This is a genomic window from Lysinibacillus sp. NPDC094177 (assembly GCF_050279145.1).
GTDB lineage: Bacteria > Bacillota > Bacilli > Bacillales_A > Planococcaceae > Lysinibacillus.
Map to the genome: position 1 here is coordinate 21,946 of NZ_JBNNTW010000010.1, position 11,765 is coordinate 33,710.

Annotated in this window: 15 protein-coding genes; 8 read left to right on the forward strand and 7 right to left on the reverse strand. The window is 37.5% G+C overall.

Annotated features, from left to right (window positions below; translation table 11 throughout):
* Positions 1-2 precede the first annotated feature (2 nt).
* Together ACQKNC_RS16030 and ACQKNC_RS16035 are read right to left on the reverse strand one after the other, a co-directional pair.
* A complete protein-coding gene (locus tag ACQKNC_RS16030; RefSeq protein ID WP_427425774.1) occupies positions 3-698 on the reverse strand; it encodes an SGNH/GDSL hydrolase family protein in 696 nt (231 codons plus the stop codon).
* Positions 699-1,295: a TetR family transcriptional regulator C-terminal domain-containing protein gene (locus ACQKNC_RS16035; protein ID WP_427425775.1), complete on the reverse strand. Its 597-nt coding sequence runs from the start codon at positions 1,293-1,295 to the stop codon at positions 699-701.
* A gap of 202 nt (positions 1,296-1,497) precedes the next feature.
* Between ACQKNC_RS16035 and ACQKNC_RS16040 the strand changes: the two genes are divergently transcribed.
* Positions 1,498-1,848, forward strand: a complete 351-nt coding sequence (locus ACQKNC_RS16040; protein ID WP_427425776.1) for a VOC family protein — start codon at positions 1,498-1,500, stop codon at positions 1,846-1,848.
* Positions 1,849-1,973: 125 nt separating this feature from the next.
* Here ACQKNC_RS16040 and ACQKNC_RS16045 read toward each other — a convergent pair whose 3' ends face one another.
* Positions 1,974-2,717, reverse strand: coding sequence for an arylamine N-acetyltransferase family protein (locus tag ACQKNC_RS16045; protein WP_427425777.1), 744 nt, complete (start codon positions 2,715-2,717; stop codon positions 1,974-1,976).
* A gap of 195 nt (positions 2,718-2,912) precedes the next feature.
* Here ACQKNC_RS16045 and nagB point away from each other — a divergent pair, with 195 nt between their 5' ends.
* On the forward strand, positions 2,913-3,626 hold the full coding sequence (gene nagB, locus ACQKNC_RS16050) for a glucosamine-6-phosphate deaminase (RefSeq protein ID WP_427425905.1): 714 nt from the start codon (positions 2,913-2,915) through the stop codon (positions 3,624-3,626).
* A 47-nt stretch (positions 3,627-3,673) separates the two neighbouring features.
* Here the strand turns inward: nagB and ACQKNC_RS16055 are convergent, their stop codons facing one another.
* Positions 3,674-3,946 (reverse strand): hypothetical protein, encoded by a 273-nt coding sequence (locus ACQKNC_RS16055; RefSeq protein ID WP_427425778.1) that lies wholly within the window; start codon positions 3,944-3,946, stop codon positions 3,674-3,676.
* A gap of 100 nt (positions 3,947-4,046) precedes the next feature.
* Here ACQKNC_RS16055 and ACQKNC_RS16060 point away from each other — a divergent pair, with 100 nt between their 5' ends.
* The gene (locus tag ACQKNC_RS16060; RefSeq protein ID WP_427425779.1) at positions 4,047-4,949 is read left to right on the forward strand and encodes a S66 peptidase family protein; all 903 of its coding nucleotides are present in this window, start codon (positions 4,047-4,049) and stop codon (positions 4,947-4,949) included.
* A 61-nt stretch (positions 4,950-5,010) separates the two neighbouring features.
* On the opposite strand, the gene ACQKNC_RS16065 is transcribed toward ACQKNC_RS16060, so the two are convergent.
* The gene (locus tag ACQKNC_RS16065; RefSeq protein WP_427425780.1) at positions 5,011-6,597 is read right to left on the reverse strand and encodes a catalase; all 1,587 of its coding nucleotides are present in this window, start codon (positions 6,595-6,597) and stop codon (positions 5,011-5,013) included.
* Between the two features lie 542 nt (positions 6,598-7,139).
* On the opposite strand from ACQKNC_RS16065, the gene ACQKNC_RS16070 reads away from it, so the two are divergent.
* The 3 genes from ACQKNC_RS16070 to ACQKNC_RS16080 all read left to right on the forward strand — a co-directional run bounded on the left by ACQKNC_RS16070 (position 7,140) and on the right by ACQKNC_RS16080 (position 8,378).
* Positions 7,140-7,511 carry a hypothetical protein gene (locus ACQKNC_RS16070; RefSeq protein ID WP_427425781.1) on the forward strand — a complete coding sequence of 124 codons (372 nt, stop codon included), beginning with the start codon at positions 7,140-7,142 and terminating at the stop codon, positions 7,509-7,511.
* 194 nt (positions 7,512-7,705) lie between these two features.
* Complete coding sequence (locus tag ACQKNC_RS16075; RefSeq protein ID WP_427425782.1) at positions 7,706-8,080, forward strand: hypothetical protein; 375 nt, start codon at positions 7,706-7,708, stop codon at positions 8,078-8,080.
* A gap of 136 nt (positions 8,081-8,216) precedes the next feature.
* A complete protein-coding gene (locus ACQKNC_RS16080) occupies positions 8,217-8,378 on the forward strand; it encodes a hypothetical protein (protein WP_427425783.1) in 162 nt (53 codons plus the stop codon).
* Between the two features lie 361 nt (positions 8,379-8,739).
* Here ACQKNC_RS16080 and ACQKNC_RS16085 read toward each other — a convergent pair whose 3' ends face one another.
* Together ACQKNC_RS16085 and ACQKNC_RS16090 are read right to left on the reverse strand one after the other, a co-directional pair.
* Entirely contained in the window at positions 8,740-9,249 is a 510-nt protein-coding gene (locus ACQKNC_RS16085; RefSeq protein WP_427425784.1) for a hypothetical protein, read from the reverse strand.
* Between the two features lie 13 nt (positions 9,250-9,262).
* The gene (locus ACQKNC_RS16090; protein WP_427425785.1) at positions 9,263-9,952 is read right to left on the reverse strand and encodes a B3/B4 domain-containing protein; all 690 of its coding nucleotides are present in this window, start codon (positions 9,950-9,952) and stop codon (positions 9,263-9,265) included.
* Positions 9,953-10,011: 59 nt separating this feature from the next.
* On the opposite strand from ACQKNC_RS16090, the gene queG reads away from it, so the two are divergent.
* Both queG and trmL read left to right on the forward strand, forming a co-directional pair.
* Positions 10,012-11,142 (forward strand): tRNA epoxyqueuosine(34) reductase QueG, encoded by a 1,131-nt coding sequence (gene queG / locus ACQKNC_RS16095; protein ID WP_427425786.1) that lies wholly within the window; start codon positions 10,012-10,014, stop codon positions 11,140-11,142.
* Positions 11,143-11,156: 14 nt separating this feature from the next.
* Positions 11,157-11,630, forward strand: a complete 474-nt coding sequence (gene trmL / locus ACQKNC_RS16100) for a tRNA (uridine(34)/cytosine(34)/5-carboxymethylaminomethyluridine(34)-2'-O)-methyltransferase TrmL (RefSeq protein WP_053485736.1) — start codon at positions 11,157-11,159, stop codon at positions 11,628-11,630.
* Positions 11,631-11,765 lie beyond the last annotated feature (135 nt).

The window sequence follows — 11,765 nt, forward strand, 5'->3', positions numbered from 1 at the left end:
TCCTAATGGACAGTAGCTTCCTGTAATTGAAGCCGTTCAATTACAGCTGTGTATTCTTCCACGACAAGTTCTGCGCCTTTACTATTTAAATGAACACCATCTAAAGTTAAATGTAGCCCTCTCTTTTCGGATAAACGGTCAATACGAAAAGGATTTTTATAAAACAGTACATCTTTCATTACTCGCATAACATTGGTGTTAATATAATCCGAACTATTAACTTGCTCCAAGTGACGCTCAAAAATCTCTTGCATATTTAAAAAGCTAACATTTGCATATTTAGAAGAAATGGATTGAATAATGGAGGAGAGCTCTTTTAATTCCGTATTTGAAGTGTTTTTTATTTCCTCTCCTATTAAAGCTGGTGTTACTAAAACAACATGTTCAGAGGATGCTAAAATCATTTCTAAAACTTTTACATAGTAATCTTTAAACTCTTGAAGATCTTTTGTAACTGGCTGTGCCTGCACTTTCAAAAGTTTAGCATAGACATCATTGACACCAATCCAAAGAAAGCTAAGGTCATAATAAGTAGCTGGCTTCGATTTCTCTAAACGAGTGTATAAGCTTTTTACTGTCTCACCTGGTTTACCGTGATTATCAAATTCGATATGTTGATGTTTTGTTGTTAGTAGTTTAAAAAATGAAACCCCTGGTCGGCCTTCTGTTAAACTGTCTCCTATACATGCAATTTTCATTTATATCCCACCTTTTTTTATCTCCTTTAAAAAAATGGTTATTGCCTGATTAAAGAGAGGCTCTAGTGCTTTAAGCTCCTGAGTATTTGTAAGCTGACATAACCCTCCTAACCATGTGCCTAGAAGAACGGTCCACTCATCAATATTTCCATCAACAAATTCTCCTCTATCAATTCCTTCTTGAAGGATTGTGCGATAAGCACCCATCGGTACAATCGCTAAATTGTATAAGTGTTGCAATGATTCAGGGCTCGATTTTGGATTGGAAGCTAGCTCTTGGCCTGATCTTAATAAAGGTGTTTGGTAATGATAGAGAACGTGCATGGCCATGCCATATAATTTTTCTGTTGCTGTGGAGTAGGTACATTCCTTTTGCAGCCATTTGTTGTGCCAATCCTGCATTGTTAGTTGCGCTAAAAGAACAAAAAGCTTTTCTTTGTTTTCAAAATGGTAATAAATATGTCCTTTGCTGTAGCCTGAAGCGGTTGAAATATCTCCAACTGATGTTTGATTATAGCCTTTTTGAGAAAACAAACTAACCGCATGTTCCATAATTTCAATTTTTGCTTTCCCGCTATCATAACGTCTTTTGTTCAATGATTTACCTCTTTTTTATATTTGAACGGTCGTTCTAATTCGAGTATACAATATTTTACCAATTAATGAATAGTTAAATACCTAAGTCATCAAGTTTTTACAATTGCTACGGACAGCGCCAGTTACAGAAGTCTGGTTGAAGGAAATATTCAACAAACTGTTGAACTATAAATTATACTTCAAAAATCAGGAGGGGAATTATATGGGGAGGGTAATAGGGTTTGAATTAAATAGTCAGGAACCTGAAAAAGCAGCTGAGTTTTATGCAAAGGTTTTTGGTTGGGAGGTAGCTGCACCTAATTGGGAATATTGGGCTGTAATAACCGGGGGTGATGAAAAATCCGGGATTAATGGCGGTATTGCTAAGGGGCCACATGACTATCCTTTTGGAACACGTATTCAAATTGAAGTGGATTTTATCGATGAAGCTATTTCCCAAGCTAAACAGAATGGTGCCATCATTGTTCGTGACAAAATGGAATTCGATGAGTTTTATCTTGCCTATATGGTAGATCCAACTGGGCTTGGCTTCGGTATAATTCAAAACAAATAGTTTAATTAATAAGTCTCTGTAAACGCTTGCGGAGGCTCTTTTGTAAATAAGTCGTACCTAAAAAGTTAGCACAGGAAAAGCAAGCCTCCTATTAATGGGGATGCCTGCTTTTTGTCATGAAGCATCTAATCTAATGAAATATGAAAAAAGCGATGGAGTGCTTGTCGCCATTCCTTTTCGTTATGAGTTGTATAGGTTGTTAGGGATTGTCCCTCGTATATTCGGAATTCATTATTAAGCATTGTGTGTCGTCCACGAGGGGTACGAATCATAGCGATTTTATTTTTTTGTTTAGAAAGTCTTGGTGCAAACTTTGCATCGTTTGCGTCATCAAAAAAACTATAGAGTAAACGCCAATTATGTTTTGTTTGTTCGTACAGCATCCAGCCGTTCGCTTCATCTCGTTCAATTTTATAAAGCTCATTACCTTCACGGTGTTGGTGCCCAGCTATTAGTGGAACTGGCTTACAAGGAGCTAGTGCACCTACGCCAACATCTGAAATATATAATTGGTCAGCGAAATTGACAAGTAATAGCTGATGCATAGGTACATCTTTGGCAGGAGTATTTTCTTCAATATTGCGCCAAAACTGAGCATAGCGATTGGTTACAGAAAATCCGAGTTCGCGAAGTAGCCAACTAAATAAAATATTTAGTTCGAAGCAATTGCCTCCGCGATGTTGAATAATGATTTTTTGAAAAAGGTCAGGGATAGCGAAGGAGATGCCATGTTTCAAGGCAACATCTAGGTTCTCATAAGGAATGGTATGTAGATGTCTTGTTTGGAGCTGACCAAGTAGCTTAATAGATGGCTCTAAAGATCCTTGAAATTGAATAAGCTTTAAATATTGCTGTATTTGTGAATTCATAAAATCTCCTCACTTCCTTACTAAATAACATAACCGAAATGGCTCGAGAATACACGTGAATAATAGAAAGAAAATAATAGAAAAGTAGGTAAATAACTTGTAAAATGAAAATATTAGCTACTATAAAGATAAATATTTCCTATTATTTTAGTTAATAATAATGATTGTAAGGTAGGTATACGAATGACAAGCGAAATGAAATGGATAGAAGTAAATTCATACGATGAAATGAGCGAAGTAGCAGCGGATATTTTCACTAAACAATTACAAGTTAAGCCAACAAGTATTTTAGGATTAGCAACTGGTGGTTCTCCTGTAGGGATGTATAAGGAATTAGTGAAACGCCAACAAGCTGGAAATATATCTTTTAACGATGTTATTACTTTTAACTTAGACGAATATGTTGGTCTCGATCAATCAAGTCCAGCAAGCTATTGGACATTTATGCATGACAATTTATTTAAGAATGTAGATATTAAGGAAGATAATATACATTTACCAAATGGTAAGGCAGAGGATTTAGATGATGAGTGTGTAGCTTATGATGCTCGAATCAAGGAAGCGGGAGGAATTGATCTCCAGCTTCTAGGTATTGGCGTAAACGGACATATTGGCTTTAACGAGCCAGGCACAGCTTTCGATTCACTGACTAATATTATAGAGTTAACTGAATCTACACGCACAGAAAATGCAATTTATTTTGATGACTCTAAGGATGTACCAACACATGCTATTACAATGGGTATCCAATCTATTATGAATGCCAAGGAGATCGTGTTAATTGCATTTGGTGAAAAAAAGCTAGAGGCTATGGAAAAATTAAAAAGTGGTATCGTCACTGAAGATTTCCCAGCAAGCCAATTATTAAATCATCCAAATGTAACAGTTATTTACGGCGGAACAAAATAGAAAACATGCGTAGACTTTATATTATTTGAAGTCTGCGCTTTTTTATTTTAGCTTTCAGAGCGAAGGATAAAAAGGCGACGGCGACGGATAGAAAGGCGACGGTGACGGAAAGAAAAGCTCGAGCGACGGATAGAAAGGCGACGGCGACGGAAAGAAGAGCTCGAGCGACGGATTGAAAGGCGACGGCGACGGAAAGAAGAGCTCAAGCGACGGATAGAAAGGCGACAGCGACGGATAGAAAGGCGACGGTGACGGAAAGAAAGGCGACGGTGACGGAAAGAAAGGAAAAAGTGACGGAAAAAAGCAGAGCTGCGGGGCATTCACCTGAAAGTTTAGATGCATAGGCACAGGCTTCGCTATTAATCAATGCTACAATATGATCTATAGGCTAGAATAAGAAAAACTATAGGAGGGGTTAGGGTGAAAAGTACCGTACCACATTTACAAAAAGGCGATACAGTTGGTCTTGTGGCTTTATCAAGTAAAGTAAAGCCAGAAAAGCTAGGAGATGCTATATCCTTTCTTGATGATTTAGGTCTTAACTATATAATTGGGGATACTATTCAGGCAAAGCATGATTATTTAGCAGGTAGTGATGAGGAGCGTCTGAATGACTTTCATGAGATGGTGAGAAATCCAGAGGTGAAGGCAATTTTTTGTGTTAAGGGGGGCTATGGCTCTGCGCGAATTGCGGAAAAGATTGACTACGGATTACTTGAGGAAAATCCAAAAATCTTCTGGGGCTTCTCTGACATTACATATTTACATTGCGCGATTAACGAATATGCAAATTTAGTGACGTTTCATGGACCGCTACTTATGTCTGTAGGAAGAATAGATGACTTATCAAAGAGAATGTTTTTACAGCTTTTTTCACCGATGGAATTACAGTATACGGAGGATATTTCCCCATTAACAACGATTGCACCTGGTGTAGCTCGTGGTGAGATTATTGGTGGAAATTTACGTCGCCTTGTTAACACATTAGGTACAAAATTTGAAGTTTGCACGGAAGGTCGTATTTTATTGATTGAGGAGCTTGGAGAATCTATCCCAAAAATCGATGCGATGCTGCAGCAATTAAAGCAGGCGAGAAAGCTTGAGCAGCTAGCCGGTGTTATTATCGGTTCCTTTACCCAAACAGAAGCGGATGAAGCGGCACTATTTACTTTAATGAAGGATTATTTTGCGGATTTAGGCGTTCCGGTTGTAGCAGGCTTTAAAATTGGCCATGATTCAACGAATATTGCTATTCCATTAGGCGTAGCTGCTATTTTAGATGCACAGGAAAAGGTACTGAAGATTTTGCCTGGTGTGCATTAAAAGAAGCGCTCAGCACTTTATATTGTGCTGAGCGCTTTATTTTATATGAACGTTTAGGCTATTAATAAGACTCTGCGTCATGACCTTTATCTATAGCCTTTTTAGGTGCTGTATCACCATCAATATTGCCAAGTGGCTTTGATGAAGATGAATCATTTCGAGCTTTTTGTAATCCTTCTTTTAACAAACGACCGTATTCTTCATCTGCTTCCTCTGCTAATGCAATCATCGCTTCTTGGATGGCTATATGACAGACTGCTAAATCACGAATTAAGTTTTCAAGCAGCTCATCTCGCTCCCATTGCTCAAAATTGCGATACGTTTCGCCAGCTTGCTTCGTATTACTTTGACGATCAATGGATTCCCGAACGAGATTACCTTCCACGGGTGGTGTATATTCTTTAGCTGATTGAGTAGCTTCCTTTAAACCATTTAACATCGACGGCTCATAGTTAATATGAGGATTTTGCCCAGGAGCTAAATCTCGCTTATACATCATTTGACCACCGTTTTGATTGGTTGCCACTCGTTTCTTAGGAGCATTGATAGGGAGTTGTAAATAGTTTGCACCTACACGATGACGCTGTGTATCAGAATAAGAGAAGGTACGACCTTGTAGCATTTTATCGTCCGAGAAATCCAATCCGTCCACTAGCACACCTGTACCGAAAGCGACCTGTTCAACCTCAGCAAAATAATCTTCTGGATTTTTATTTAACACCATCTTACCAACTGGATACCACGGGAATTGATCATTAGGCCAAAGCTTCGTATCATCTAACGGATCAAAATCAAGCTCTGGATGTGGACCATCCTCCATAATTTGGACGTTCAGCTCCCATTCAGGATAATCCTCATTTTCAATCGCATCGTATAAATCCTGTGTGGCATGATTGAAGTTTTTCTTTTGAATTTCTTCCGCTTCTTTTTGTGTTAAGTTTTTAATGCCCTGTAAGGGTTCCCAATGATATTTTACAAGGACGGCTTTGCCTTCACCATTGACCCATTTATACGTATTGACGCCAGAGCCTTGCATCATTCGATAATTAGCTGGAATACCCCAAGGTGAATAAATGAATGTCACCATATGGAAGGATTCTGGTGAGCTTGCACAAAAATCAAAAAAGCGTTCAACATCCTGAATATTTGTAATAGGATCAGGCTTAAAGGCGTGAATCATATCAGGGAATTTCATAGCATCGCGGATAAAGAAGATTTTTAAATTATTGCCGACTAAATCCCAGTTACCATCCTCGGTATAGAATTTTACAGCAAAGCCTCGTGGATCACGTAATGTTTCAGGCGAATGCCCACCATGAATAACTGTTGAGAAGCGCACAAAAACAGGAGTCTGCATCCCCTTATCCTGAAAGACTTTTGCTCTTGTATACTTAGAAATAGGATCATCCCCAACAACACCGTATGTCTCAAAATAGCCATGTGCCCCAGCACCTCGCGCATGAACAACGCGCTCAGGAACTCTTTCGCGGTCAAAGTGACTTATTTTTTCTATAAAATCATAGTTTTCAAGGGTTGCAGGTCCTCGATTACTGACAGTTCGTATATTTTGATTGTTAGTAATAGGGTGCCCCTGTCGATTTGTCAAAGTCATGTCATGCTCGTTTGTTGAATCATGTTGGTTTGTCATTGTTTAACCCCTTTCTTTTGATATATCCATTGTGTCCATGTTAGGGAAGAACTAGTCATGAAAAACTCTCCTTCACATGAGAGGAGAGTGAGTTTAATGAATGCAGTTTTTGAATTTTTACGAAGTTTGTGACGTTCGTGTAATGAGCAAAAAAGCTTCATAAACTGATGTTTTAAAAAAGAGATAAAGGATTAAAAGATACAATTAGAAAAGAATGAAAACTAACTTTCTTTTATTTTCCCCAAGTAAGTTCTTTAACACTATTAAAGAGGGGGCGAGGAATAACATGAGGAGTTACATTAGTATAGAATAATGCTTGCTAGACAAGAAGAAGTAACAGAAAAAATATTAATCTTTGAAGTTTGTTTATGTTCATTAAAAGTGGATTTTATCAAAATATGCTTAAAAAACCGAAAAAAGTGATTTTGAAAATTTTGAAATTCGTGCTATTGTTTTTTACAAGTTTGGGATAAGTGTCATCACGGTGATAATTGCTGATGGGTTTTCACCCTCCCTTATAAAATGGAGATGATAAAGATTTTATGAAAAAATTACATTCGAATGGTCATGCTCTTATACAAACCGAAAGTACATTATATTTCGCTAGTTTTTCTGAAGAAGAAAACCAAACTTATTACTATCAATATGATGGGGAGTATTTAAAGGAAATTCCTAAAGAATTATATGTGAAAAGTAATTTTTGTGAAAATTGGGGAAAGATATTTCCTCAATTATCTTGTTCGAATTTTTCTTATGTTGAAAGTATAGCGAAGTGCTGGATAAAAGAAGATGGAAAGTCAAAGTTGATAAGTCAGAAAAAATACTTTAACAATACGTTTGGAGCAAATATAGAAAAGGACTTTGAAATGGATATAATCCCAAGTGATTTATTTTCTAAAGTTAAAATTTTATGACATGTACCATACAAAACGAAACGGTTTGTCTTCTATGGCCGCACGATACCATTTTACATTTTGATCAACATGATGAGCTTGTACAATATATTTCATTGGAAGCTGCCGACTATTGTGATACATTGTATCAAATTTGTTCAGATGGGTAGGCCATTTGGGGCGTATCCCCGACATTAAATTCGGTTGTAAAATATATGTTTCCGAGTTTCAAAATAGAAAAAATCTATCATTATACGACAGACGAAAGCCTTGCTCAGAAGCAAAGAGAAATATACAAGGAACTCTATGTAAGTTTTTCTGAAAATGAGCAGACGAGTTTAAATTATCCAGAATATATTTCTTATATTGATGAGCAATTATATATTTGTGATATGGAAAACAAACGAATTGTCATCTTTGATCCTGACAGCGGAGAAATTACCCCATTTATTTCTCTGAATTCGAGACCTTTCGAGTTTTTAAAATGGAAAAATCAATTCGTTATTCAAACGGATACAGGAATATATTTGTTGAATGAGGACGAAAAGAAAGATTTTTTTGACTTAAATATAGATATTGAAATGAAATAATAGTTTGATTTAGCTATAGCATAATTCCTTGGATAAATAACAGCTAAATCATAGAATTGAATAGTGGAAGTCATCCAAGAGTGTTCGTTAATATCTAAACACCTTGGATTTTTTTGTTAATTTGAGAAGGTAGAAAATGCTACATAATGGGTTGCAATATGTTGGGTTTTTAATCATGTTAATTTTCGGTGGAGTCTTTTTGCTAAGATGGCTTCTTCATGATGAAATATTATTAGATCAATTAATTGCCTTTGTAATAGGGGAATCTTCTACGTTGCTTCTTTATTCATTAAAGTAAGATGAAATAATTATATGCACATAAAAAGCTCTCTTACACACAAGATGTAAGAGAGCTATTGGATGGCGTTTTCAAATACTTATCAAGTTGTTTGAGTATGGCCATTGCTTATAGTTGGTTATTAGTCATTGGTCATACAGTAAAAGGTAACTTGTCATTGGTTTTGCTAAATTAGCTCCAAAAAGCTAGTTGTGAAAACAGCACATCCAATTCGATATGAAGTCTCATCGACTTCATAATATTATTGTATACATTTCCAAATGATATGAAAAGCTCTGATTCATCAGTATATATGGACTGGAGGATATTACTGACAAGGCTATTATTTCTATTTTAGAAATAATAGCCTTGTCGCTCGAGATTAGAAATAACGAGAATCATCGAAATTAATTTCAATACTATAATTCTTTGCGTTGATAAGATTCGATAATTTATGCGCATCTTTTTCTAGTGTAATAGCACGTTCACGGTATTCATCTGGCTCATACATAGCAATTTCATAAAGCATTGTATTTTCACCATAACCCATGCGTACACTTTCTTTTTCATGCATACTAAACTGTTTGCAAAGCTCGACATCTGCGCGGAGCTGTGTTGCGAGCTCAATCGCTTCAACTAATGCCAGTTTTTCACCTTTAAAGTCTACTGTGTTTTTTATATTTGCTTCATACACTAAACGATCCAATGTACGAACATCGAGACGTACTTGAGTCAATTCTGCTTCAATTACATTCATTGCGCGATTACTTGTTTTGGGTGCTTGTCCTTTTTCAACAGTTACAAAAGCGCTACGGTGTAACTCGCTAACAAGCTCCTGAACTTTTTTTGCTAAAATACTTTTTAGCTTAACGGCTTCTGCTAGATTAATCATGAAAACACGTCCTTTACAATGTAGTAGATGGTACTTCGTCTGTTAATAGGGCTATTTTATAATCGCCGCCATGAACTTGGTTAAACATCTTACCAGCAGATGTGAGAAGCTCTTTAGTATTTTCGTCTGACAATGATGGGCGGAGGTAGAAAATATGTAAAGCCTCGATTGTTTCCTCTAAAACAGCCGTACGTAAAGAATCGACAAACGGTGACCCAAATGCTCCTTCAGCATCATAACTGTAAAGGATATTCTTTAATGAATTAAAACGACCATTTAAGCCCTCGTAGCCAGTTTCCTCGTTGCCAAGTGCGATCTCAATATTGCCTTTTAGTTTAGCTACATCATATAAGCCAACTGGAATTTCATATTGGAGAGAGAAGAAATTATTTAAATCAACACCAGAGTGAAGTGGTGTTAAATAATTTTGCTTACTAATTCGACGCATTAAGCTTTCTGCTGAGTGACGATAGCGATTCGGATCTGCACCAAGCTTTTTCCATAGTTGTCGCCATTCTGCGATTCCTGCTTTTTGCGTTACAGGACTATCTTGCATTTCTAAAAAGAGGTTTTCCTGATACAACTGCATGCGTCCTTTAATCATTTGAGGAGATTCTGCAACAACAATTTTGGTATAATGGATAATGCCGATTTTTAGCTCGGGATGTTGTGTCAATAGAGATTGATTAATTGAAATTTCCATAAAACATCACCTACTTTATCTATTTCTATTATTGTATCATGTAAGGAGTTGGAAATAAATTGAACATACATGACCTACAACGTGAATTTGTGGCGTATGCATTGTCCATTGGTGTAGATAAAATAGGCTTTACAACAGCAGCTCCATTTACAGAATTAAAAAATAGACTGCGCCGTCAGCAAGAGCTTGGCTATCAGTCTGGCTTTGAAGAAAGTGATATTGAAAAACGTACCGAACCCCTACAATTGTTAGAGGGGGCAGAGAGCATTGTGGCTATAGCTGTAGCTTATCCGTCGCGCATGCAAAATGCACCTGTTGGCAAGAAGGGAGCAAGACGTGGAATTTTTTGCCGTGCTTCCTGGGGTGTCGATTATCATACAGCATTACGTGAGCGGTTGAAATTATTATCAGCCTGGCTTGAGGAGCGCATAGAAGGGGCACGTATTGAATCCATGGTTGATACAGGCGCACTTGTGGATAGGGCAGTTGCAGAGCGTGCGGGGATAGGCTGGAGCGGGAAAAATTGCTCGGTTATAACACCTGAGTTCGGTTCTTATGTATATTTAGGAGAGCTTATCACGAATATCCCTTTTGCTCCTGATAAGCCTATGGAGGATGAATGCGGGGATTGCCGTTTATGTTTAGACGTTTGTCCAACAGGTGCGTTAATCGAGGGAGGACAGCTAGACTCACAGCGTTGTATAGCCTTTTTAACGCAAACTAAGGGAATGCTACCTGATGAGTTTCGTTCCCATATTGGTAATCGTTTGTATGGCTGTGATACATGCCAGACCGTGTGCCCAAAGAATAAAGGAAAGATTAACTGGATACATGAGGAATTTAAACCTGATCCAGAACTTGCAAAACCATTACTTGTACCACTTTTAACAATTTCAAATCGTGATTTTAAAGAAAAGTTTGGACATGTTTCTGGTTCATGGCGGGGGAAAAAGCCAATTCAACGCAATGCTATTTTGGCACTTGCACACTTTAAAGAAGAAGCTGCGGTACCAGATTTAGTAGCACTTCTTGAAAAGGATGAACGACCTATTATTCGAGGTACGGTAGCATGGGCTTTAGGCAAGATAGGCGGGGAGCAAGCTCAATCTGTATTACTTGAGGCAAAAGAGAAAGAACAAGACGAGGAAGTACTCGTTGAAATTGACAAAGGTTTACAATTTTTTAGTTAAGGAAGTGTATCGTTATGCCATTGCATATCGTTTTATATCAACCAGAAATTCCAGCGAATACAGGAAATATTGCACGCACATGTGCTGGAACAAATACCTCACTACATTTAATTCGTCCTCTTGGCTTTTCCACAGACGATAAAATGCTAAAACGTGCCGGCTTAGATTATTGGCATAGTGTCAATGTCGTGTATCACGATTCGCTAGAGGATTTTTTAGAAGCATCAAAAAATGGCGATGTTTACTTAATTGAGACATATAGTGAAGAGCCATTTACGACACATGATTTTAGTGATAAAGATCGTGATATTTACTTTATGTTTGGAAAAGAAACGACTGGCTTGCCAAAGGATTTTGCCTATGAGCGTCGAGATATGTGCTTACGTATTCCACAGAGTGAGCATGTACGTTCGCTCAATCTATCGAATACAGCAGCGATTGTTATTTATGAAGCGTTGCGTCAACAGGGTTACCCAGGATTACATTAAAAAAGCAGTTCTCCCATAGAGGAGAGCTGCTTTTGCGTTATAGTTAGATGTAAAAAGATTCGGCAAGCGACGGATAAAACTTGTCAAGCGACGGAAAGAACTCCTCAAGCGACGGATAGCCCGTCAAGCGACGGA